Raw genomic sequence first — 23,980 nt, 5'->3', positions numbered from 1 at the left:
CTGTGTTCGTAGATGGATGATTTCGCTTCACGGAGATGGGCGGATAGGCCATCGCATGGCCATTGATGGCCATGTCGCGGCCATGGCCGGGGATATGCGAGATGACACCTCGCGCTGGGGCCATGAGCCACCGAAATGACGCGCTTAGGGCTCCCGGCTTCGGGTCGGATGGCGCAGCATGGATGCCGCTGCTGCGGCGCTAAGCACCCATGGGCAGCGGTTCCTTGATGACCGCTCGTACGCGGTGTCTGCGCGGACATGGCGGCGCTGGGAAGGCGCCAGCCCGGGGTGGCCGTCTGAAGAGACGGCGACACGACCTGGTCGGGACCGTCAGCGCTCAGTTCCAGCTCATCGACAAGCTCGTCCGCAGTGCGAAGGGAGAGACTCGTCGCGGCCTTCTTCGGGTGGGCGCCGCATACGCCGCGCTCGTCGGCTGGCTCTACCAGGATGCCGGAGACCTCGGCGCCGCTGCGTTCTGGCGGGGCGTAACGCAGGAGATCGCGGCGCGTGCCCGGGATCCGCACCTTGTCGGGTATTCGCTCGTCAACCTCGCGCAGGTGCGTACCGACCTTGGAGACGGGTACGGCGTTATCGACTTGTGCTCGGCAGTGCTCGATGGCGACCGCGTTGTTCCCAGAGTGCGGGTCATGGCGATGCAGCAGCAGGCCCACGGTGCCAGTCTCACGGGTGACCTGAGCGCCATCGACCGCCTGATCGACTCTGCGGGTGGGCTCATCTCCCGCGTGGACGACGACCTGCCGTGGGGTAACGCTTGTCGGCGCACTCCGGGCTACCTCGAGGTGCAGCGGGCCACCTGCTACGGCCGTCTTGGCCTGGGCCGGGAGGTGGGGGCGTTGTGGTCGCAAGTCCTCGATGCGGTTCCCGCGACCGCTCGCAGGGACCGCGGTGTGTACCTCGCCCGGCATGCCACGGCGGCCGCTGTGGCCCGGGAACCGGAACAGGCGTTGGAGATCGCTCGTGTGGCTGTGGAGATCGCGACGGAGACGCGGTCGGCACGGATGCTGCGCGAACTGCGCGCTCTGGAGGGGGAGATGAGGCCGTGGCACGATGCCCCGGCAGGCCGGGATCTGGTGGAGGTCCTCGCGCCCGTGAACGAGGGGAGCTGACATGGGCGTACCGAAGCCGTTGTCCGATGAGGAGATCGTCGAGCACCTGGGCGGACTGCCGGGGTGGGAGCGCAAGGGCGATGAGATCACGCGCACTTACGAGATCCGCTACCACGCGGCCGTTGCTGCGATCGTGACCATCGCGGACCGGTCCCGGCGCATCCAGCACCATGCCGACCTGGACCTCCGCATCGACAGTCTGCGTGCGTCGATCACCACGCATGATGCCGGCCACCGTCTGACCCGCGCGGACTTCGACCTCGCACACCGCATCGACGCCATCGTGGCCGCGCACCAGGCGCTCCCGCTGGACTGACGCGGGATGGCCGACGCGCGCGTTGTGGTCAGTTCGCTCGCTTGTTGAACTGGGTGATCAGCGGGGACAGGTCGGCGAGGGTCTCGACGCGGAACGTCGGGAGTTCCCGGGCCTCGGCGGTGTTCCACTGGATGGTGGCCCACGGGCCCCGGCGGACGAGCGCGGTGTGCATTCCTGCGTGCTTGCCGGGGCGGAGGTCGTTGTCGACGCGGTCGCCGACGTAGAGGATCTCGTGCGCCGCGAAGGGGACGGCCTTGGCTACACGGACGAAGAACTCGGGGTCGGGTTTGCTGGCGCCCCAGTCGTCCGAGGTACCGATCAGGTCGACGTCGTCCGTGAAGAGCTCGCGGAGGAGGCCGCCGGCCCGGACGGTCTGGTTCCCGGCGATCCCGAGCCACAGGCCGTGGGCTCGGAGTTGCGCGAACGCGGGGCGGACGTCTGGGTACAGGTCGGACTCGTCGAAGTGTTCCGGCTGGCCGGCGGCGGCGCGGGCCTCGCGCTGTTCGGTGAGGTCGAAGCCGGGGCGGAACTCCTGGAACACCTCGCGATAGTCACGATTCTGTGCCACGACCGCGCCGAACATCGCCGCGGCCTGAAGGCCGGGGGGAGGGGCGCTGTTTCGCGGGGCGAAGGGGGGCTAGTTCGTCGGCTTGATCACCACGGCCGTGCCCACCTTGCGTTCGAGGGTCTGTGTGCCCCAGACGTCCATCGGGTTGTTGTAGAGGATGCCCTGGGCGATCAGGGTGGTGTCCCCGCCGACCCCCAGTGAGAGCGCGTCCTTCGCGCCGAGCCATTTCATGACCTCGGCGGCTTCGTGGAGGGTGACGCCCACGCTGGTCTCGGGGCGGCGGCCGTCGATGGTCACGAGGAGTACTTCCCCCGCGGCCGTCACGCCGGCGAGCGTGCGCGGGTGGCGCTGCACGACGTTGTTGTTGGGCTCGCCCTTGACGTTGGTCATGCCGTTCGCGGTGGTGTTGATGAAGACCTGGCCGTTGCGCACCAGGGCGGGCCCGCCGCCGGCCACGGCCGACAGCGTCGTCGTCGGGCTGGTGACGGACTTGCCTTCGGAGTCCAGGACGCTGGTGGTCGGCGTGAGCTTCGTCTGGGGGAGTGCGTGTGTGCGCAGCCAGGCGGCGCCTGCGCCGATGCCCTGCAGTACTCGGCTTCCCGACGGGATCGGGCCGCCCGCGGGGCTGCGGGTGGACTGGACGACCCAGTTGCCGTCCATGACGACGTCGATGCTGTCCGTCAGTGCGGAGAGTGGCGGGGGAGTCGTGCTTCCCCACTCCGGGCGGAAGACGACCACCTCGTCGGTGTCCGTGCACACCGTGTTGCGCCACGGCGCGAGTGCGGGCACCTTGTCGGGTTCGCGGATGTCACCGCCGATGCCGCCGCAGCCGAGGATCCTGCCCGGCAGCCGGTTGATTCCGTCCACCGCGCGGCTCGCTCCGTCCGCGGCCTTCACCTGGGTCCTGGTCGTGATCTCGGCAACGCGGGCGTGGACGCCCGGGCTTTCCAGGAGGAGGGCCGTGCGGCCGTTGTTGGCCTCGCTGAGCAGGTTGTCGTTCTGCAGGTACAGGCCCTGCGGGTCCCCGTTGTAACCGGGGTGGCCGGGGCCCGTGGAAATGTCGAACTCGGATCCGTTCACGGCGACGAGAGCCTTGCTGAGCTTCGCCATGTCGCGCACGGTCTCGGCCGTCTGGACGTCGGCACCGTGGACGGCTTCCAGGGAGACCGCGGCGCCGGGGGCAACCTTGACCACCCGTACCTCCCAGGGGCCGGAGCTGTCCTTTCCGTCCTCCGCCGTGTAGACGACGCGGCCCGGATAACCCGCGTCCTTCAGCCAGTTCTTGAGCCGTTCGGCTTCGGCCGCCTGCTCCGGTTTGAAATTGCCCACCCGGACCGTGTGTCCCATGGGCTTGAGTTCGGGGGTGTCCGTCGTCGAGGGTGCGTCGAAGGTGGTGACGCGGCCCGCGAATCCCTTGTCCGTCAGTTCTTTGACGAGGCGTTCGGCGTGGCTCTTCTCGCCGACCTGCCAGCTCGACGGTTTCCCGGCTATCGGTATCTCCAGCCACACGGACCAGAAGTCCTTTGCTTCGCCCTGCCAGTACTTCTGGTAGGTGACGCCTTCCGCAAGGGTCTCGGGGGTGCCGGCCTTGGTCTCCAGGGTGCTCGGGCCGAGGGGCATGCGGGCGCTCTGGTCTTCGGCCGAGGCTCCGGCGCTCGGGGACAGGGCGAGGAGGGAGGTCAGGGCGACTGCGGAGACCAGGAGTCTGCGGGGCGTGCGCAAGGGGTGAGCTCGATTCAGGCTGTCGGGCAGGGGAGTCGCGATCGAACCCGTGTTCGTGGCGCTGTCGGGAATCTACCGGACGGGCCTCCCGCGGATGATCACGTCGAGGTCCGGTGCGGGCGATGCCCGCGGCCGCCGGGCCGCCGGACCGCCGAGTCGGCGGTCCCGACTGCGGCTTCGTCGTCCCGCGCCGGTTGTCCGCCGTCCCTGAGGGGGCCGGTGGGCGTTCTCGTGGGAGGTGTCTCCCGGAAACAATTCTGCAATCTCTTGCGCAAGGTCTTGCAGCGGTCCTGTCGGGCACCTACGGTCGCTGCAATCCCCGACTCGGCCGTGACCGGTCCCCACCCGGTCCTGTGCCTCTCCGCCAGGAGGAACACCGCATGCCCACCCGTGCCCGCGCCGTCAGAGCCGCCGCCGCGCTGCTGTCCGTATCCGCCGTCACCGCCGTGGCCGCCCAGGCCGTCGTCGGGGGGACCGCCCCGCAGGCCCGGGCGGCCGCCCCTGGTGAGAAGGACGTCACCGCCGTCATGTTCGAGTGGCGGTTCGATGCCGTGGGCAAGGCCTGCGGGGAGAGCCTCGGGCCCGCCGGGTACGGCTACGTCCAGGTGTCGCCCCCGCAGGAGCACATCCAGGGGGGCCAGTGGTGGACCTCGTACCAGCCCGTCAGCTACAAGATCGCCGGGCGGCTGGGTGACCGTACCGCCTTCAAGGCCATGGTCGACGCCTGTCACGCCGCCGGTGTGAAGGTCGTCGCCGACTCCGTCATCAACCACATGGCGGCGGGGGATGGGGTGGGGACCGGGGGGAGTTCGTACACGAAGTACAACTACCCCGGCCTCTATTCCGGCGGGGACATGGACGACTGCCGGTCCTCGATATCGAACTACGGGGACCGCGGGAACGTCCAGAACTGCGAGCTCGTGCAGCTCGCCGACCTGGACACGAGCGAGGACTACGTCCGCGGACGGATCGCCGGCTACCTGAACGACCTGCTCTCGCTGGGCGTCGACGGCTTCCGGATCGACGCCGCCAAGCACATGCCCGCCGCCGACCTCGCCAACATCAAGTCCCGGATGTCGAACCCGAACGCCTACTGGAAGCAGGAGGCGATCCACGGCGCCGGGGAGGCCGTCTCGCCGAGCGAGTACCTCGGCACCGGGGACGTGCAGGAATTCCGGTACGCGCGGGACCTCAAGCGGATCTTCAAGAACGAGAACCTCGCCTACCTGAAGAACTTCGGGGAGTCCTGGGGGTACATGCCCTCCGGGGAGTCCGCCGTCTTCGTCGACAACCACGACACCGAGCGCGGCGGTGACACACTCAGCTACAAGGACGGCTCCGCCTACACGCTCGCCAGTGTCTTCATGCTGGCGTGGCCCTACGGCTCGCCCGACGTGCACTCCGGCTACGAGTGGACCGACCGGGATGCCGGACCGCCCAACGGTGGCGCCGTGAACGCCTGTTACGCCGACGGGTGGAAGTGCCAGCACGCCTGGCGGGAGATCTCCTCCATGGTCGGCTTCCGCAACTCCGCGCGCGGCCAGGCCGTCACCGACTGGTGGGACAACGGGGGCGACCAGATCGCCTTCGGCCGCGGGAGCAAGGCGTACGTCGCGATCAACCACGAGGGCTCGGCGCTGACCCGGACCTTCCAGACCTCCCTCGCGGGCGGCGACTACTGCGACGTGCAGAGCGGCCGCACGGTGAGCGTGGACTCCGGCGGGCGGTTCACCGCCACCCTCGGCGCCGGGACGGCCGTCGCCCTGCACGTGGGCGCCCGCGGCTGCGGCGCCACCTCCACGCCGACCCCGACCGCGACTCCGTCCTCGACCCCGACCGCCACCCCCACCGCGACGCCCACGGCCGGTCCCACCGCCACCGCCGGTGCCTCCTTCGCCGTGAACGCCACCACCGTCGTCGGCCAGAACATCTACGTCACCGGTGACCGAGCCGAGCTCGGCAGCTGGAACACCGGCGCCGCGCTCAAGCTCGACCCCGCCGCCTACCCCGTCTGGAAGCTCGACGTCACGCTCCCGCCCGGCACGGTCTTCGCGTACAAGTACGTCCGCAAGGACGCCGCCGGGAACGTCACCTGGGAGAGCGGAGCCAACCGCTCCGCCACGGTCCCCGCCAACGGCAAGGTCACGCTGACCGACACCTGGCGCAACTGACCCTCCCGCCCCACCCCGTCCCGCACCCGAGGAGATCCGCCTTGATACGCCCCGCCCTCGCCGGCGCCGCGGGAGTGCTCGCCGCCACCCTGGCCGTGACGCTCCTGCCCGCCCTTCCCGCCGCCGCGGCGGACGCCGCCAAGGCGCCACCGGCCCCGCCCTCGGACGCCAGACTGGCGGGCGAGGCCGCGCGGCACGACCTGACCCGGGAGCAGTTCTACTTCGTGCTCCCGGACCGGTTCGCGAACGGCGACCCGCGCAACGACCGCGGCGGACTGACCGGTTCCCGCCTGGAGACCGGGCTGGACCCGACGGACAAGGGCTTCTACCAGGGCGGGGACCTCAAGGGGATCACCGACCGGCTGGACTACATCAAGGGGCTCGGCACCACGGCCATCTGGATGGCGCCGATCTTCAAGAACCAGCCGGTGCAGGGGACGGGCAAGGACGTCTCGGCCGGTTACCACGGCTACTGGATCACCGACTTCACCCAGGTCGACCCGCACTTCGGGACCAACGCCGATCTGGAGCGGCTGATCGACAAGGCGCACGGGAAGGGGATGAAGGTCTTCTTCGACGTCATCACCAACCACACCGCCGACGTCGTCGACTATCGGGAGGCCTCCTACGGGTACCTGTCGAAGGGTGCCTTCCCCTACCTGACCAAGGACGGGGAGCCGTTCGAGGACTCGGACTACGCGGGCGGGAAGGGGAAGTTCCCCAAGACCGACGGCGACTCCTTCCCCCGCACCCCCTTCGTGCCCGCGGCGAAGAAGAACGTCAAGGTCCCGGCCTGGCTCAACGATCCGACGATGTACCACAACCGGGGCGACTCCACCTTCGCCGGGGAATCCTCCGACCAGGGCGACTTCTTCGGCCTCGACGACCTGTGGACCGAGCGTCCCGAGGTCGTGGAGGGGATGGAGAAGATCTACGAGAAGTGGGTCGAGGAGTTCGACGTCGACGGCTTCCGCATCGACACCGTCAAGCACGTCGACACCGGCTTCTGGACCCAGTGGGCCACCGCCCTCGACGCGTACGCCGCCCGGCACGGCCGCAAGGACTTCTTCATGTTCGGCGAGGTCTACTCCGCCGACACCGCGATCACCTCCCCGTACGTCACCCGCGGCCGGCTGGACGCCACCCTCGACTTCCCGCTCCAGGAGGCGATCCGCTCGTACGCCGCCCAGGGCGCGGGAGCCGGGCGGCTGGCCTCCGTCTTCGGTGACGACTACCGGTACACCACCGACAAGGCGAACGCCTACGAGCAGGTCACCTTCCTCGGCAACCACGACATGGGCCGCTTCGGGACTTTCCTGAAGCAGGACCGGCCGGGGGCGGGGGAGCAGGAGCTGCTGGACCGGTACCGGCTGGCCAACGAGCTGATGTTCCTCTCCCGGGGCAACCCGGTGATCTACTCCGGCGACGAGCAGGGCTTCACCGGCGCGGGCGGGGACAAGGACGCCCGCCAGCCCCTCTTCGCCTCCCGCGCGGCCGACTACCTGGACGACGACCAGCTCGGAACGGTGCGCACGCATGCGAGCGATGCTTACGATCCGGAGCACCCGCTCTACAAGCAGATCAGTGCTCTCGCAAAGCTGACGAAGGCTCACCCGGCCCTCCGCGACGGCGTCCAGAGCGAACGTTTCTCCGACGGCTCGGCCTACGCCTTCGCCCGCACCGACACCCGCACCCGCACCGAGTACCTGGTCGCGGCCAACAACGCCACCGAGCCCCGCACCATCGACCTCGACGCCCCGGCAGGCGTCCAGTACGCCGCCCTCTACGGCGGCACGGCCACCCTCATCCGCTCCTCCGCGGCCGGCAAGCTCACCGTCACCCTCCCGGCCCTCGGCACCGTGGTCCTCCGGGCCACCACCCCCGCCGCCAAGCCCACCACCAAGCCCGCCCTCACCCTCAAGGCCCCGGCCCCCGGCGCCACCGGCACCGTGGAGCTCTCCGCCGAGGTCACCGGCGACCCCCTGAGCCGGGTCGTCTTCGCAGCCCAGACCGGCACCGGCCCCTGGCAGGTCCTCGGCTCCGCCGACCACGCCCCGTACAAGGTCACCCAGTTCATCGACCCGGCCACCGCCGCCGGCACCCCGCTGCGCTACAAGGCCGTGGCCGTCGACTCCGCGGGCCGCACCGCGAGCGCCCTCGCCGCGTCGGCCACCGGGCAGACCCCGCCCGCCGAGGTCCCCACCGCCACCCAGCGCGACTACGCGGTCGTCCACTACAACCGCCCCGACGGCGACTACACGAACTGGCGCCTGTTCGCCTGGGGCGACCTGGCGGAAGGCGAGACCACTCCCTGGCCCGCCGGCCACGAGTTCACCGGCCGCGACGCCTACGGAGCCTTCGCCTACGTCAGGCTGAAGCCCGGGGCGAGCAGCGTCGGCTACCTCGTCATCGACAAGGACGGCACCAAGGACGTCGCCGCCGACCGCACCATCGACGTGACGAAGACCGGCGAGATCTGGCTGGAGCAGGGCAAGGAGCCCGCCCGCACCGAACGCCCCGCCTACCCGCCGCAGGACACGGCGAAGGCCGTCCTGCACTACCAGCGCCCCGACGGCGCCTACGAGGGCTGGGGCCTGCACGTCTGGACCGGGGCGGCGACCCCCACCGACTGGTCCAAGCCGGTCCTCCCCGCCCGCACCGACTCCTACGGCGCCGTCTACGAGGTCCCCCTCGCCGCCGGAGCCACCAGCCTCAGCTACATCCTCCACAAGGGCGACGAGAAGGACCTCCCGTCCGACCAGTCCCTCGACCTGAAGAGCACCGGGCACGAGGTGTGGATGCTGGGCGGCAAGGAGAAGTACCTCCTCCCGCAGCCCGCCGGCAGCGCCGCCGCCCTGGACCTCACCAAGGCCCAGGCCGTCTGGATCGACCGCGACACGGTCGCCTGGAACGCCCCGCCCGCCGCCGCCTCCCTCCAGCTCCTCGCCTCCCGCGACGGCGCCGTCAAGACCGAGAACGGCACCCTGACCGGCCGGGCCCAGTGGCTCCGGCTGGCGAAGACCGAGCTGAGCGCCGCGCAGAAGCAGAAGTACCCGCACCTGGCCGCGTACGCCGCCTACACGATCGACCCGCGCGACCGGGACCGCGTCCGCGAAGCCCTGCGCGGCCAGCTCGTCGCCAGTGCCCGCGCCGCCAACGGCGCCGTCCTCGCCGCCACCGGGGTGCAGCTCGCCGGGGTCCTCGACGACCTCTACGCGACCGGCGCGGAGAAGACCGCCCTCGGCCCCGTCTTCAAGGACGGCCGCCCCACCCTCTCCGTGTGGGCCCCGACCGCCCGGCAGGTCGCCCTCGAACTCGACGGCGGCCGCACCGTCCCCATGCGCCGCGACGACACCACCGGCGTCTGGTCGGTGCGCGGGGACCGCGACTGGGCCGGCAAGCGCTACCGGTACGCCGTCACCGTCTGGGCCCCGAGCACCGGCCAGGTGGTCCGCAACCTGGTCACCGACCCGTACTCCACCGCCCTGACCACGGACTCCGCGTACAGCCTGGCCGTGGACCTCGCCGATCCGAAGCTCGCCCCGCCCGGCTGGCGCGAGCTGAAGAAGCCCGCGCCCGTCCCCTTCACCTCCGCGCAGATCCAGGAGCTGCACGTCCGCGACTTCTCCGTCGCCGACCGCACCACCACCCACCCCGGCCAGTACCTGGCCTTCACGGACACCGCCTCGGCGGGCATGCGCCACCTGCGCGACCTGGCCGCCGCCGGGACCTCGTACGTCCACCTGCTGCCCGCCTTCGACATCGGCACCATCCCGGAGAAGCCCGGGGACCGTACCGAGCCCGCCTGCGACCTGAAGGTCTACGCCCCCGACTCCGAGGAGCAGCAGGCCTGCGTGGCCGCCGCGGCCGCGAAGGACGCCTACAACTGGGGCTACGACCCGCTGCACTACACGGTCCCCGAGGGCTCGTACGCGAGCGACCCGAACGGCACGGCCCGCACGGTGGAGTTCCGCCGCATGGTGCAGTCCCTGAACGGCGCGGGCCTGCGCACGGTCATGGACGTGGTCTACAACCACACGGTCGCCGCCGGCCAGTCCGACAAGTCGGTGCTCGACCGCATCGTCCCCGGCTACTACCAGCGGCTGCTGGCCGACGGCTCCGTCGCCACCTCCACCTGCTGCGCCAACACGGCCCCCGAGAACGCCATGATGGGCCGCCTCGTCGTGGACTCGGTGGTCACCTGGGCCAGGCAGTACAAGGTCGACGGCTTCCGCTTCGACCTCATGGGTCACCACCCGAAGGCCAACATCCTGGCCGTGCGCGCCGCCCTCGACGCGCTGACGCCGCAGAAGGACGGGGTCGACGGGAAGAAGATCGTCCTCTACGGGGAGGGCTGGAACTTCGGCGAGGTCGCCAACGACGCCCGCTTCGTGCAGGCCACGCAGGCGAACATGGCCGGCACCGGCATCGCCACCTTCTCCGACCGGGCCCGCGACGCCGTCCGCGGCGGCGGCCCCTTCGACGAGGACCCGCGCGTCCAGGGCTTCGCCTCCGGCCTGTTCACCGCCCCCAACGCCGCCCCGGCGAACGGCACTCCGGAACAGCAGCGCGCCCGGCTCCTCCACGACCAGGACCTGATCAAGGTCGGGCTGACCGGCAACCTCGCCGGATACGCCTTCACGGACTCCGCCGGACGCGCCGTCAAGGGCTCCGAGGTGGACTACAACGGAGCCCCGGCCGGCTACGCGGCGGCCCCCGGCGACGCGCTCGCGTACGTCGACGCCCACGACAACGAGACCCTCTTCGACGCCCTGGCCTTCAAGCTCCCCGAGGGCACCCCGGCCGCCGAGCGGTCCCGCGCCCAGGTCCTGGCGATGTCCGTCGCCGCCCTCTCGCAGGGCCCGGCCCTCTCCCAGGCGGGCACCGACCTGCTCCGCTCCAAGTCCCTGGACCGCAACTCCTTCGACAGCGGGGACTGGTTCAACGCCGTCCACTGGGACTGCGAGGACGGCAACGGCTTCGGCCGCGGCCTGCCCCCGGCGGCCGACAACCGCGCGAAGTGGCCCTACGCGAAGCCCCTGCTGACCGCGCCCGCACCCGGCTGCGCGGAGATCGGCGGAGCCTCGTCCGCGTACCGGGACCTGCTGAGGATCCGTACGACGGAGCCGGCCTTCGCCCTCACCACCGCCGAGGCGGTCCAGGCGAAGCTGGCCTTCCCCCTCTCGGGGCCCGAGGAGACCCCGGGCGTGATCACGATGACCCTGGGCGACCTGGTGGTGGTCTTCAACGCCACCCCCACGGCCCTGACCCAGCGGGTCCCGGCCCTCGCGGGCACGGCCTACGCCCTGCACCCGCTCCAGTCCTCGGGCGCGGACCCGGTGGTCCGGCAGGCGGCCTACGACCCGGCGAAGGGGGAGTTCGCCGTCCCGGCCCGCACCACGGCCGTCTTCAAGCGGCGGTGACCGCCACGCCGGGCAGGTGAAGGAGGGGCGGGTCAGGCCGGGTTGACCAGGGTGAGCCGGTCCAGCCGCTTCTCCAGCAGGATCACCCCGTACACCCGCCCGTCCTTGCCCTCCTTGTAGGGGAACTCCCCGACCACCCGGTAGCCCGCGGACTGGTAGTACGCGACCAGCCGGGGGTTGGTGGAGACGCAGTCCAGCCGCGCCCGTTCGCGGCCGGTCCTGGCGATGCGCCGCTCGAAGTGTTCGAGCAGCCGCCGGCCGGCCCCGGCGGGCGCGGCCTGGCGTTCGACCATGAGCCGGTGCACGTAGCCGGCCACGGGCGGCTGGATGCCCCAGGCCTCCTCGTCGGACCACCACAGCTCGTACGCCCCGACGGCGTGCCCGTTGCCGTCGGAGGCGATCCACACCTCGCCCTCGCGCATGATCTTCCAGAAGTGCGCGGGATCCTTCTCGCCGGGCTTCCACTGCTCGATCCCGTGGGCGGCCATCCAGTGCGCGGCCTGGTCGTACAGCGCCACCAGCGTGCCGGCGTCCTTCTCCTCGGCCTGCCGGAACACGATCCCGTCGTCAATGATCACGCGGGCATTATTGCGCGCTATTCGATCAAGAGAAGCTGATCAACGCGGACCGGGCACCGGGGGAACGGATCCCGTGGAGCCGCGCTCCGCGGGGACGAGGGCCACCAGCCGCCCCACCAGTTCCCCGAACGGCCCGTCCGCCGGCTCGTCCACGAGGATCCGTACGAGGATGCCCGCCATCTCCGCGTCGTAGGCGGCGCTCACCGCGGCCAGCGCCGCGAAATCGTGCACCAGCTGCAACTCCAGCTCGGCGCGCGGGATCCGCCGGCCGTCCAGCCAGATCAGCGCCGTCGACTCGGCCAGCGACACCCAGGAGCGCACCACCAGTTCCAGCCGGGCGGGCGGAGCCTCACGGTCGACGCCCAGGTGCGCGAGGATCTGCTCGTACGCCGCCTGGCGCACCTCGTCGATCATCGCGTTGGCCCGGCTGCTGCCGACCGCCGGACCGCCCCGCATCAGCGCCGAGAAACCGGGCCCGTGGTCGTCGACGAAGGCGAAGAACCGCCCCATGACCCGGAGCAGCCGGGCCCCGAGCGGCCCCTCCCTGGGCTCCACGAACCGCAGCGCGAGCTCGTCGGCCGCCCGCCGCAGCGCAGCCTCGTAGAGGCTCAGCTTGCCGGGAAAGTAGTGGTAGACCAGCGGCCGCGATATGCCCGCGGCCGCCGCGATCTCGTCGATGGACACATCGTCGGGCGACCGGTGGCTGAACAGCTCCAGCGCCACCCCGATCAGCTGCTGCCGCCGCTCCTCGACACCCATCCTGCGCCGCACCCCGGTTGTCATGCGGCCACCCTACTGCGCACCTCCGCAGGGGCCCCCTACAGGTCCAGGACCAGTCGGTCCGAGGCCGCGCGGGAGACGCACAGGAGCATGGAGTCCTCGCGTTCGCCGTCGGTGAGCAGGGTGTCGCGGTGGTCGATGTCCCCCGACAGCACCCGGTGTTGGCAGGTGCCGCAGAAGCCCTGCTCGCAGGAGTACGGGGTACTGGGGAGCTCCCTGCGGACGGCGGTCAGGGCGGATTCCGTCGCCGCCACCTCCACGACCCGCCCCGAGCGGCGCAGTTCCACCGTGAAGGGCTTCGCGTCCCCGCCCGCGACCGCCGGGGCGAACCGCTCCAGGTGGACCGGGGTGCCCGCCGGCGCCGCCGCCTCGACCGCCGCCATCAGCGGGGCCGGGCCGCAACAGTAGACCGCGGTGTCCGGGCCGAGCGAGGCGCCGAGCGCGCCCAGGTCGGGGAGGCCCGCCTCGTCCTCGGGGACGACCGTGACCCGGTCCCCGTACCGCGCGAGTTCCTCCAGGAACGGCATCGAGGCCCGCGAGCGGCCCCCGTAGAGGAGGGTCCAGTCCGCGCCCGCCGCGGTGGCCGCCCGGAGCATCGGGAGGACCGGGGTGATGCCGATCCCGCCCGCGACGAAGGCGTAGGACGGGGCCGGGACCAGGGGGAAGCGGTTGCGGGGCGGGCGGACCGGGAGTTCCGCACCCTCCACCAGCTGGGCGTGCGCCTCGCGCGAGCCGCCGCGGCCGTCCTCCACGAGCCGGACCGCGATCGTGTAGCGGCCCCGGTCGGCGGGGTCGCCGCACAGGGAGTACTGGCGCACCAGTCCCGACGGGAGCTGCACGTCCAGGTGCGCGCCCGGGGCCCACTCGGGGAGCTCCGCCGATTCCAGGGTGAGGGACAGCACCCCGTCCGCAGGCTCCGTACGGGAGACGATCAGCGCCGGGATCCACCGGCGCGGCGAATACCCGGAGACCGGGTTCTCCAGCGCGGGCAGCGGCCAGAGGGGCGACCCGGAGTCGATGCGCCGGCCGATCGCGCGCTTCGCCAGCCATGCGGCGCCCGCCAGCGCGGTCACCGCGAGGGCGCGCCTCATGCGGGGGCACCGCCGTTCGCGCCGCCCTGGAGACCGCCCTGGGAGCCGCCGTGGAGACCCCCGTTGGCCCCCGGGGAGGAGGCCAGGTAGGCCACGGCCTGGGCCGTCGAGCCCTCCTGCGAGGGGTGGTAGCTGCGCGCGAGGTACGTGGGTATCGACTTCAGCATCGCGCCCGTGGACGGCAGGGTCCCCTTGCGGCCCGAGCGGTAGAACTGCCCCACCGAGGCCCTGGACCCGGGCGGGAGCCCGGGGTCGTGCTCCATGAAGTAGCGCGATCCGCGCTGCCACAGGAAGACCAGCGCCGTGAAGGCCGTGGCCCAGGTGCGCGCCCGGCGGCGGTAGCCGCCGTCGAGGTGCATGAACAGGTCGAAGGCCACCGACCGGTGCTCGACCTCCTCCGCACCGTGCCAGCGCAGCAGGTCCAGCATCACCGGGTCCGCGCCGCGCCGGTCCAACTCCTCGGCGTTGAGCACCCAGTTGCCCAGGAAGGCCGTGTAGTGCTCGATCGCGGCGATCATCGCCACCCGCTCCATCAGCCACCACTTGCGGGGCGCGCCCGGCGGCAGCGTCCGGTCTCCGAGCATCTTCTCGAAGAGCCAGTCGATCTGCGCCGTGTAGGGCGTCGGATCCAGGCCCAGCCGCTTGAGGTGGGGAAGCACGTCGTCGTGCGCGCTCGCGTGCATGGCCTCCTGGCCGATGAACCCGACCACGTCCTCGCGCAGTTGCTCGTCCGTGATGTACGGGAGCACCTGCTTGTAGACGTGCACGAACCAGCGCTCGCCCGCCGGGAGCAGCAGGTGCAGCACGTTGATCGTGTGGTTGGCGAAGGGGTCGCCGGGCAGCCAGTGGAGCGGGGTGTCCTCCCAGGAGAAGGACACGTTGCGGGCCTTCAGCTCTATGTGTTCGGACGCCACGGGGGCGGGCGACGCGGGCGGCGTATTAGACATGGCGTCAATGTACTGATGGGTAGAGGGGAGGGAAACCCCTCTACCACCACTTCCTGCCGCCCCCGGGCCGGTCCGCGACTACCGCAGCACTCCCGCCTTCGAACCGTCCGTGAGCTTGCCCGTCAGTTCCACCTGCGCGCCCGCCGGAGCCTTCACCGCCAGCCGGTTGCCCACCGCGACCCCGCTCACCTGGCCGCCGCCCACGGTCAGCGAGGCGAACTGCGCACTGCCCGCCGCCAGGACGTACCACTGCCCGGCCTTCGACTTCCACAGCACCCCGGCCAGCACCCGCGGCTCCCGCGGCCCGCACGCCGGTGAGCCCTCCGCCTTCGCCGCCTGCGCCGCCAGCGGCGCGCCCGGGGCCAGGAACTGCGCCTGCACCCGGTCCGCCGTGCCCTGCCAGGTCTCCGCCCGGGTGCACAGCCAGGTCGCCGTGCCGTCGCCCTCGGGCAGCGGCTGCTTCGCGTACGTCCACGCGTTGACCGTGCGGACCCCGTGCGAGCGCACCGAAGGCAGCAGGCACGCGATCCGCGACCAGTCGCCCAGCTCCGCGCCCTCCGTCACGTTCCGCTCGGCGCCCGGCGCCCCCGAGGTCAGCCGGGCCGGTGTCAGCTCGCCCAGGTCGGTGATCAGCCGGGTCGCGCCGTCACCGGTCACGGCCAGGGCGCTCCAGCTCGTACAGGTCCCCTCCGGGGCGGGGCTCGGCACCGGCGCGGTGATCCCGTCCGCCGTCAGCTCCAGTCCGGTCGGGGCGTCCCCCGGCTTCAGCAGGTCCCGCTGCGTCGTGGCCGTCACCCAAGGAGCCGTCAGATAGCGGACGTTGCCGTCGACCCGGCTGAGCACCAGGGCCGCCGCCGTGTCCGCCGAGGCCCCGTCGGTCCGGGCGAAGTCGAGGGCGGCGATCTCGGTGCCGGAGCGCGGCTCGGCGTACCGCACCACGCGCAGGCCGTCGTACAGCAGGACCACGACGGCCTGGTCGACGTTCCCGGCGAACAGCAGCTGCGGCGGTCCCATCGGGGGCCCGGACGGGGTGCCCGGGGTGGCCGAGACCACGACCGAGCGGCCCGGCCGGGCCCACACGGCCAGCGCCCGCCGCAGCAGCGCGGCATCGTCGACGCGGTCGCCGCGCGCGGGCCAGCCGGAGTAGTCGGTACGGGAGGCCGTACGCCAGACCGTGGGCGCGACCCGGAGCAGCTGCCCGGGGTCCAGGGCCTGCTCCGCCGCCGCGTTCTTCGCGTAGAGCGGGGCCGCGGCCCCGTCGGCCCCCCACCCGCCGCCGGGCAGCGACAGCAGTACCCCGCACACGGCCAGCGCGATCCCGGCGGCGATCCCGGCCCGCACGAGCCGGCGGCGGCGCAGCAGGTCGGTGGGCCGGGCCTGGAGCACGCAGGGGTCGAACTCGGGGGAGGCGAACAGCTCGTCGGTCGAGGGGTCACCGGACTCCGCGACGGCGGCGGCCGGATTGACCACCCCCGCCTCGGCCAGCACCCGCAGCACCTCCGGCTCGGGCAGCCGCTCCAGCGCCCGCAGGACGCACGCGGCCCGCCCCGGCCCGTCGAGGGTGGCCAGCCACTGGTCGAGCGCCAGCTCCTCGGCCCCGCCCGAGCGCGGGAACAGCCGCAGCCCCCACACCTGGGGGAGCACCGGCGGCAGTTGCGCCCGCCGGGGCATCGCGCGGAACGTCAGCGGGATCCCCGCCTCCAGCGCGGACCGCAGCACGCGCAGCCGTACGTACGCGTACCCGGACTCGGGACCCGCCCCGCCCCGCTGCCCCGGCACCCCGCCCTGCACCGCCGCCTGCGCGGCGGCCGCCCCGTCCCGCCGGCCGCGCGGCAGGGCGCGCTGGGCCAGCGAGTGGGCGGTGAGCACCCGGCGGTTGCGGCCGAGGGCGGGCGGCAGCACCAGGTAGGCCAGCCGCACCAGCCGGGGATAGTGCTCGACGATGGCGGCCTCGGCCTGCTCGACATCGGGGGAGAGGGGGCGGGTGGCGGTATCCGGCGCAGTCACGTTCAGCAGAACGAGCGAATGGTCGGATGGTCACCGGGTCCCAGTGCGCGTGTTCGGGCCGGGACGCCCGGGCGGTCAGACGATCAGGCGGGCGCGCAGCGCCTCGACCGTCTCGTCGGAGACGCCGAGGCCCTCGCGCACGTACTTCTCCATGGAGCCGTAGCGCGTGTTCACCTCGTCCAGGCCGGCCTCCAGGTAGGAGGGGAAGACCCCGATCAGTGCCAGCGCGATGTCCGGGTCGCCGCCGGCCGCCGTGAAGCCCTCGATCATCGGGGCGAAGGCGATCCGTACCGCCGGGTTGACCGACAGGTACTCGCTCATCAGCGTCTCGTCGTCGGCGCCGAGCAGCGACAGCACCACGGTCGCGCCCCAGCCCGTGCGGTCCTTGCCCGCCGTGCAGTGGAAGAGGACCGGCCCGGCCTGCGGATCGGCGAGCTCGGTGAGCAGCAGCCGGTACGCGGACTGCGCGGAGGCGGAGCTGACCAGGGAGCGGTAGAGGCTGGTGAACAGGGCCTGCACCTTGCCGCCGCCCAGGTGCTCCTCCGCCACCACCGGGTCGGACAGGATGTCCTTGAGCTGGGCGGCCGGGATCTTCCCGGGGCCGCCGTCGCCCGTGCTGTCGGCCGCCATCTTGTCGGCCAGGGCGTCGGCTATGAGCAGCCGGGCGCCGGCCGGCACCCGGTCGGGGTGCTGGCCGCGCTCCACGCCGGTGCGGAAGTCGATGACGGTGCCGATGCCCAGAGCGGCCACCGCCGGGTCGACGTCGAGGTCGAGCTGGTCGAGCTGGCCGGAGCGCAGCGCCAGACCCGGGCGGACGCTGCGGCCCCCGGCGAGCGGGGTGCCGCCGAGGTCCCGGAGGTTGGCGACGGTCTTGGCGGTGGTGACGGTCATCGTGGCGGCTCCAACGTGATCAGAGAGACATGATCAGAGAATCGAATGATCAGAGAAGTGGATGGGCTCGGAATGAAGCGCGCTGGGTGACGCGTGTCATCCGTATGATTTTCGGAGATTTCGCTCCGGAAAGGTAATCGGCGGCCAGCGAAACCCCGAGTCCGAGACCCAGGGCCACCAGGTGCCCGGCGTCGGTGAAGGTCCGCTCCCGCCGCAGCACCGGCCGGACGGCGAGCGCCAGCAGACCGGCCCGGGCGGTGGTGCGCACCGGCCCGCGCGGAAGCACCGAGGTCAGCGCCCCGAGCACGGTGTTGAACCCGTAACTGGTGCCCACGTCCACCGCCCGCCGGGTCCGCGGACCGGCCGTCCGGCGGAGCGCCCCGTAGACCAGCAGGGTGGCCGTGACGTGCCCGAACAGGAAGGCTGCCGCCGTCCACCAGGCCCCGTAGGCGTACTCGGCGTACCCGAGGACGGCCGTCAGCAGCAGGGCGTACGGCAGCGGCATCGGCTCCTCGACGAGAAGGGCGCTGGCCGGCAGGGTCTCCCAGCGGCCGGCGTCCAGGTTGTCGGTGTTGGTGGAGCACCGGCGCAGCAGCCGCTCCCGCACCGCCGGATCCAGCCGCTCCAGGGCGTACGCCCCGAGCTGGACCGTGCCCGTGTACACCGCGCTCAGCGGGACCGTCAAGGACAGGGGGCTCATCGGTCCATGATCGGCCACGGGGGTGCCCTACGGCGAGGCGGGGGGCCGTGGCAATATGCGCTGGTCATGTCACACAGCCCCGCGCCGATGCGCGCCCTGCGGGCCGCACTCTTCGCGGCGGTGGCCGTCGCACTGGGTGCGGCGGGGCATTCGTACATGTCCGGTACGGACCTTCCCGCACTGGCCCTTCTGTCCGCATTCGGGCTGACCGGAGGCCTCGCCTGGCTCTCCGCCGGACGCCGCCGCGGACCGCTCCCCATCACCGCGGGACTGCTCGCCGTACAGGCGGTCCTGCACCTCGTCTTCTCCGCCTCCGCCTCCTCGGTTGGTGGCCGGCACGGGGCGGGCGCGGGCATGGGCATGGACACGGACATGGGTATGGGCATGGGCATGGAGGGTGCGGCCGCGGATGCGGCGCACGGGGTGCACTCCGCGCACGGCGTGCACTCCACCATGGACGGCATGAGCGCCGCGGACGGCATGGGCGCCATGGCCGGCATGGGTGACATGGCCGCGGGCCACGCTCACGACGGGCTCGGCATGATCGCCGCGCACGTCCTCGCCGGACTGTTCTGCGCGCTCTGGCTGGCCTGGGGCGAGGCCGCCGTCTTCCGGCTCACCGCCGTCCTCGCGGCCGGGGCGCTGCTCGCCGCCCGACCGCTCTCCCGGGTCCTCGCCCTGCTCCGCACGCGCGGGATCCCCGTACCGCAGGCACCGGCGTTCCGGCCCGCCGGGTACCGGCGGCCGCGCACCCTGCGCGGAGCCGTGCACGCCCACACCGCCGAGCGGCGCGGGCCGCCCGCGCGCGGACGGATCCGTATCACGGCCCCCGGCCGTCCTGCCCGCGCCTGATCGCCCGACCGATCGGCGCACCTCTCGGGGCCTGTCATCAAAGTGCCGCCTGCCGCGAGGCCGCCCATCGGGCGACGACGGCACTTTGACGACAGGCCCCGGCGAGGGGGAGGCGAGACCTGGGGCCGCTCACCCCTGTCTTCGCCAACACCTAGGACACCCATGTCTCTCGACGAGGCCGTCGTCCGCGCAGCGGACCCCGACGCACCCGAAACCGGAACCGGCACCGAGCCCGGAACCGCCCCCGGATCCACTCCCGGATCCGCCCCCGCCCGCACGGCCGGCACCTGGGCCGCCCTGCGGCCCCTGCTCCTGCGCCTGCACTTCTACGCCGGGGTGCTGATCGCCCCGCTCCTGCTCGTCGCTGCCACCACCGGGCTGCTCTACGCCGGCTCCTGGCAGGCCGAGAAGATCCTCTACGCCGACCAGCTGACGGTCGACCGCGTCGGCGCGAGCGCGCAGCCGCTCGGCGCCCAGGTCGCGGCGGCCAAGAACGCCGCGCCCCAGGGCACGGTGTCGGCCGTATGGCCCGCGCCGGAGGCCGAAGCCACCACCCGGGTGATCATGGAGAGCCCGGGACTCGCCGAGGGCGAGACGCTCACCGTGTTCGTCGATCCGTATACGGCCGAGGTCCGCGGGAAGCTCACCACGGTCGGTGACGCGCTGCCGCTGCGGGCCTGGCTGAGCGAGTTCCACTCCAGCCTCCACCTGGGGGAGCTCGGCCGGAACTACAGCGAACTCGCCGCCAGCTGGCTGTGGGTGGTCGCGCTCGGCGGGCTCGCGCTGTGGATCGGCCGCAGGCGTACCCGCAGGGCCGCACTCGTCGTCCCCGACCGCACGGCGACCGGCCGCCGCAAGACCCTGTCCTGGCACGGCTCCGTCGGCGTCTGGATCGTGCTCGGCCTCGTGGGCCTCTCGGCCACCGGCCTGACCTGGTCGCGGTACGCCGGCGAGAACATCGGGGAGCTCAAGGACGGTCTCGGCGGGGGCACCCCGGCCGTGGCCGCCAAGCTCCCCGGCGCCCCGGCCGCCGAGGCCGGCGGCGAGCACGCCGGACACGGCGCGGCCGCCGGTGACCAGGCGGCGGCGCCCGTCCCGGTCGCGCCGGTCGATGTCATAGGCATCGACGGAGCGGTGGCGGCGGCCCGGTCCGCCGGGGTCACCGAGTCGCTGCGGATCACCCTGCCCGCCCCGGGCAAGGGCTACGTGATCAAGGAGCAGGACAAGCAGGTGCCGGTGCACCTGGACACGGTCGCCGTGGACCCCGCCGACGGCCGGGTCATGGACGAACTCCGCTTCGCCGATCACCCGCTGCTGGCCCAGCTGACCCGCTTCGGCATAGACCTGCACATGGGCCTGACCTTCGGACTCGCCAACCAGCTGGCCCTGGCCGCGCTGGCGCTCCTGGTGATGGCCATGGTCGTCTGGGGCTACCGCATGTGGTGGCTGCGCCGCCCGACCAAGGACCGCACGCTCTCGGTCGGCCGCCCCCAGCCGCGCGGGTCCTGGCGCAAGCTGCCGGTGACGGCGCTGCTGCCGCTGGCCGCGGCCGCGGCCCTCGTGGGCTGGTTCGTACCGATGCTGGGCATCAGCCTGCTGGTGTTCCTCGCGGGCGACCTGGCGCTGGGCTTCGCGGCATCGAGGCGCACGGCGAAGGTCTAGGCGGCCGTCGGGCCAGGCCTCCGAGGGGGCCCGGCCCGACCCCCGCTCAGCCCTTCTTCCAGAGGGTCAGCGTGGTGACGTAGTCGGGCATGCGCAGGCTGGACACGTTGTCGAGTACGACGTCGGTGATGTGGAGCATGGCCAGGTTGCCGTCCGTGGTGAGAGTGCAGAGCACGGTCCCCTTCGGGAGCAGCTTGTTCTGCTTCAGCTCGTCTCTCGACACCTTGGAGGCCAGGGTGTTGGTGGCGACGGCCTCCTCGCATTCCTCCGGAGTGCGACCGGGACTCTTGCCCGTGGCCGTCTGGAAGTTCAGGCTCCCGCTGCCGATGTTGTCGTAGGTGAACTCCATTTCCTTGTCGTCACCGATCTTCCCCTCGGGGAGGACCTTCGGAGCATCCAGATCGACGTGGGTCAGGGTGAGGAGCGTCGGAGAGCGCAGGATCAGGGGCTTGTCCTGGAAGACCACCGTGTACGCGGCCTTCGGCGGGGCGGAGGCGGAGGGTTTCGGGGTTGCGGCCTCGGCTGCCGGGGCCGGTGATCCGGGCGCGGCCGGGGTCTCCTGCCGGGCCGCGGGCGCCTTCGCGTCGTCCTTGGAGTCGTCCCCGTCCAGCAGCCAGCCGGGGCTGGCCCCCGCGACGACGGCCAGGACGAGGCCGGCGGCGACGAGCCCGCCGCGGAACCCCTTCTTGGCCGGAGCGGGGTTCGGAGCCGTACTCGGCGCGGGCGTCGGGTGGTTCGCCCGCGGCGGCCCCGGGGGCCGGGGCGGCGCGAACGCCGTGTCGGCGGCGTGCAGCCCGCCGAAGGCGCCGGACGTTCCGGTGCCTGTACCGGCCGGACCGAAACCGCCCGCGCGCGCCGCACCCGCGGCAGCACCCGCGCCCGGGCCGGCGCCCGAGTCCGCCACCGTCGGCACCGGCGGATTCTGCGCGGCCCGCACCCGGCGGGCGATCGCCTGCCCGACCGGCTCCGGGAGCCAGCCGTCGAAGTCGTTCAGCGGTCGCCCGGCGAACAGTTCGCACATCGCGGCGAGCTCGACCGTACCGATCCGCTCCGCCGGGTCCGCCGTCAGGCAGCGCTCCAGCAGCGGCCGCAGTTCCGCCGGGTAGCCGTTCAGGTCCGGAGGCAGCCGGTCGGTGTTGGCGATCCGCACGCCGAGGGCCGTGGCCCCGCCCTCCCCGTACGGATGCCGCCCGGTGGCCGCGACCGCCGCGATGAGGCCGGCCGCGAACAGGTCGCTCGCCGGGGTGACCTCGGCGCCCAGCGCGTGTTCGGGGGACATGTACTGCGGAGTGCCGATGACCCCGCCGGTGCGGGTGAGCTGCGTACTGTCGGCGGCCCGGGCGATCCCGAAGTCGATGACGTACGGCCCGGCCGCACCGAGCAGCAGGTTGGCGGGCTTCAGATCGCGGTGCACGACCCCGGCGGCGTGGATGGAGCCGAGGGCCCGCGCCGTGCAGCCGATCAGCTGGAAGACGGCGGGGAGCGGGAGCGGCCCGTAGGCGCTCAGGGCCTCGTGCAGCGACAGTCCCGGTACGAACACCGAGGCGAGCCAGGGCGAGGCGCCCGTGGTGTCGTGGTCGAGGACCGGGACGAGGTGGTAGCCCTGCACCCGGCGCGCGGCCCGGACCTCCTGCTCGAACCGGCTGCGGAAGTCCGGGTCCTGCCCGAACTCCCGGCGGATCAGCTTCAGTGCGACGGGTTGCCCGCCGCGCGTGTGCGAGAGGTAGACGGTGCCCATGCCGCCCTCGCCGATCCGGGCGATGAGCCGGTAGCCGGCGGTCTCGCGGGGGTCCTGGGGCTCAAGTGGGGCAAGTACGCTGCCGGTTCCGGTGGTCACGTAGAAAAATCCTACGTGAGGGACCGGGCCCGACCAGCGCGTATGTGCGAGGAAATCCCCTGTGCGGCGGCCCGAGTTGGACCGGCGCTGCGCCGGCCCGTCGGGCCGGGCCCGTACTCCCCCACGTGAGTACGGGCCCACCGCGCGGTCCGTCCCGGCGGTCCGGACGTCCTTCCGGACGCCGTTCCGGTCAGGGGGCGTACTTGTAGCCCACCCGGCGCACGGTCTGGATCGCGCCGCGGTGGGCGGCGCCCAGCTTGCGGCGCAGCCGTGCGACGTGCACGTCGACCGTGCGGCCGTCGCCGACGTGGCCGTAGCCCCAGACGGTGGTGACCAGCTGATCGCGGCTGTGCACCCGGTGCGGGTGCGCGACCAGGTGGGCCAGCAGCTCGAACTCCAGGTACGTCAGGTCCAGGACCTCGCCGTCCACCTCGGCGGTGCGCTGCGCGGGGTCGATGCGGACCAGGCTGTCGCCGGTGACGGCCGCGGCGCCGGTGACCGGGGCGGCGGGGACGGACTGGGGGGAGAAGGCGATCGGCGGCTGCTGGTCGGCCGGTACGAGCACCAGGTAGCCGACCATCGGCGGCTGGCCGGGGAGGCTGGGCAGGGTGTGCGCGGGGGCGGGCAGCCAGGTGGCGCCCGGCGGCAGGAAGTCCACGACGCGAGCCACCTCGTCACGGTCCACGGCGCGCAGGCGGTGCCGCGGACTGGGCGGGAAGCTCGGGTAGGTCAGGGGAGAGGTCGCAGCGGAGGCGGCAGAAGCGAAGGAACGGGTGTTCGCCATGAGTGGTCAGCTCTTTCACGCGGAGTAGTCGGCAGGAGACGTACGTAAAGGCGTCGTCTTGTGTCGTACCGCGCAGACCGAAGGCCTGGGGGAGGTCGGTTCGAGGTCCCGGAGGCTTTAGAGGGCCGGCGCGTTCTTCGCGCGGCAACACACCCGGTCGAAATCGTGATCCTGACGGGACGGCCAGAACGGCTCGAGGTCGCTGCGACCTGTCGTCGAGTAGTGCGGGTGGCTGGCCATGGCTCCATTCAAGCAGATACAGGGGCGCCGGGGCAGACCCCGTCTCATTCTATGGAGCGGAATCCCATATTCCGTGATCATGGCGTGAACGGACCATTGCAATCCCGACAATCCGTCACCCACCCAGTGGCCTGCGCCACTCCAATCCGGTCGCCCCGTATCGCATGGTGAGCGAATCCGTCCCAGGCCCTAGGTGTGTTGTCCGGGCAGGTTGGTGACGCGGCTGGCGGGTGTTTGGCCTTGGATGCCGGTGTGGGGTCGGTGGTAGTTGTACCAGTCGATCC

At 72.3% G+C, this 23,980-nt stretch carries 16 protein-coding genes and 1 pseudogene; 6 read left to right on the top strand and 11 right to left on the bottom strand.

Annotation, left to right across the window (positions count from 1 at the left end; all coding sequences use genetic code 11):
- The first annotated feature begins 404 nt into the window (after positions 1-404).
- Together ACFWNV_RS08180 and ACFWNV_RS08175 are read left to right on the top strand one after the other, a co-directional pair.
- A complete protein-coding gene (locus ACFWNV_RS08180; protein WP_383942338.1) occupies positions 405-1,127 on the top strand; it encodes a Twin-arginine translocation pathway signal in 723 nt (240 codons plus the stop codon).
- A gap of 1 nt (position 1,128) precedes the next feature.
- Positions 1,129-1,443 (top strand): 4a-hydroxytetrahydrobiopterin dehydratase, encoded by a 315-nt coding sequence (locus ACFWNV_RS08175; RefSeq protein WP_383942335.1) that lies wholly within the window; start codon positions 1,129-1,131, stop codon positions 1,441-1,443.
- 28 nt (positions 1,444-1,471) lie between these two features.
- Here the strand turns inward: ACFWNV_RS08175 and ACFWNV_RS08170 are convergent.
- Positions 1,472-2,032: pseudogene (locus ACFWNV_RS08170) on the bottom strand (HAD family hydrolase); the annotation flags it as partial.
- Between the two features lie 48 nt (positions 2,033-2,080).
- Positions 2,081-3,733: a phosphodiester glycosidase family protein gene (locus ACFWNV_RS08165; RefSeq protein ID WP_383942332.1), complete on the bottom strand. Its 1,653-nt coding sequence runs from the start codon at positions 3,731-3,733 to the stop codon at positions 2,081-2,083.
- A 380-nt stretch (positions 3,734-4,113) separates the two neighbouring features.
- Between ACFWNV_RS08165 and ACFWNV_RS08160 the strand changes: the two genes are divergently transcribed.
- Both ACFWNV_RS08160 and pulA read left to right on the top strand, forming a co-directional pair.
- Entirely contained in the window at positions 4,114-5,904 is a 1,791-nt protein-coding gene (locus ACFWNV_RS08160; RefSeq protein WP_383942329.1) for a carbohydrate-binding module family 20 domain-containing protein, read from the top strand.
- 41 nt (positions 5,905-5,945) lie between these two features.
- Positions 5,946-11,327, top strand: coding sequence for a pullulanase-type alpha-1,6-glucosidase (pulA, locus tag ACFWNV_RS08155; protein ID WP_383942327.1), 5,382 nt, complete (start codon positions 5,946-5,948; stop codon positions 11,325-11,327).
- Positions 11,328-11,359: 32 nt separating this feature from the next.
- On the opposite strand, the gene ACFWNV_RS08150 is transcribed toward pulA, so the two are convergent.
- The 7 genes from ACFWNV_RS08150 to ACFWNV_RS08120 all read right to left on the bottom strand — a co-directional run bounded on the left by ACFWNV_RS08150 (position 11,360) and on the right by ACFWNV_RS08120 (position 18,321).
- A complete protein-coding gene (locus ACFWNV_RS08150; RefSeq protein WP_383942324.1) occupies positions 11,360-11,905 on the bottom strand; it encodes a GNAT family N-acetyltransferase in 546 nt (181 codons plus the stop codon).
- A 39-nt stretch (positions 11,906-11,944) separates the two neighbouring features.
- On the bottom strand, positions 11,945-12,688 hold the full coding sequence (locus ACFWNV_RS08145; protein ID WP_383942321.1) for a TetR/AcrR family transcriptional regulator: 744 nt from the start codon (positions 12,686-12,688) through the stop codon (positions 11,945-11,947).
- A gap of 35 nt (positions 12,689-12,723) precedes the next feature.
- Positions 12,724-13,776: a PDR/VanB family oxidoreductase gene (locus tag ACFWNV_RS08140; RefSeq protein ID WP_383942318.1), complete on the bottom strand. Its 1,053-nt coding sequence runs from the start codon at positions 13,774-13,776 to the stop codon at positions 12,724-12,726.
- Positions 13,773-14,723 carry a metal-dependent hydrolase gene (locus ACFWNV_RS08135; protein ID WP_383942315.1) on the bottom strand — a complete coding sequence of 317 codons (951 nt, stop codon included), beginning with the start codon at positions 14,721-14,723 and terminating at the stop codon, positions 13,773-13,775. The genes ACFWNV_RS08140 and ACFWNV_RS08135 overlap by 4 nt, the downstream gene beginning before the upstream one ends.
- Before the next feature lie 78 nt (positions 14,724-14,801).
- Entirely contained in the window at positions 14,802-16,730 is a 1,929-nt protein-coding gene (locus tag ACFWNV_RS08130) for a hypothetical protein (RefSeq protein WP_383942312.1), read from the bottom strand.
- A 75-nt stretch (positions 16,731-16,805) separates the two neighbouring features.
- Positions 16,806-17,621 (bottom strand): tyrosine-protein phosphatase, encoded by an 816-nt coding sequence (locus ACFWNV_RS08125; protein ID WP_383942309.1) that lies wholly within the window; start codon positions 17,619-17,621, stop codon positions 16,806-16,808.
- Between the two features lie 49 nt (positions 17,622-17,670).
- Positions 17,671-18,321 carry a rhomboid-like protein gene (locus ACFWNV_RS08120; protein WP_383942306.1) on the bottom strand — a complete coding sequence of 217 codons (651 nt, stop codon included), beginning with the start codon at positions 18,319-18,321 and terminating at the stop codon, positions 17,671-17,673.
- A 66-nt stretch (positions 18,322-18,387) separates the two neighbouring features.
- Between ACFWNV_RS08120 and ACFWNV_RS08115 the strand changes: the two genes are divergently transcribed.
- Together ACFWNV_RS08115 and ACFWNV_RS08110 are read left to right on the top strand one after the other, a co-directional pair.
- Entirely contained in the window at positions 18,388-19,173 is a 786-nt protein-coding gene (locus tag ACFWNV_RS08115) for a hypothetical protein (RefSeq protein WP_383942303.1), read from the top strand.
- Positions 19,174-19,335: 162 nt separating this feature from the next.
- Positions 19,336-20,835, top strand: coding sequence for a PepSY-associated TM helix domain-containing protein (locus ACFWNV_RS08110; RefSeq protein WP_383942300.1), 1,500 nt, complete (start codon positions 19,336-19,338; stop codon positions 20,833-20,835).
- A gap of 46 nt (positions 20,836-20,881) precedes the next feature.
- On the opposite strand, the gene ACFWNV_RS08105 is transcribed toward ACFWNV_RS08110, so the two are convergent.
- Both ACFWNV_RS08105 and ACFWNV_RS08100 read right to left on the bottom strand, forming a co-directional pair.
- The gene (locus ACFWNV_RS08105; protein WP_383942298.1) at positions 20,882-22,672 is read right to left on the bottom strand and encodes a serine/threonine-protein kinase; all 1,791 of its coding nucleotides are present in this window, start codon (positions 22,670-22,672) and stop codon (positions 20,882-20,884) included.
- Positions 22,673-22,862: 190 nt separating this feature from the next.
- Positions 22,863-23,456 (bottom strand): winged helix-turn-helix domain-containing protein, encoded by a 594-nt coding sequence (locus ACFWNV_RS08100; protein WP_383942295.1) that lies wholly within the window; start codon positions 23,454-23,456, stop codon positions 22,863-22,865.
- Positions 23,457-23,980: the final 524 nt, after the last annotated feature.

Origin of the sequence: Streptomyces sp. NPDC058401, from assembly GCF_042722885.1 — a bacterium.
Taxonomy (GTDB): Bacteria; Actinomycetota; Actinomycetes; order Streptomycetales; family Streptomycetaceae; genus Streptomyces.
Note: the sequence above shows the minus strand (reverse complement) of the source record. Positions and strands in the feature narration are given on the sequence as shown.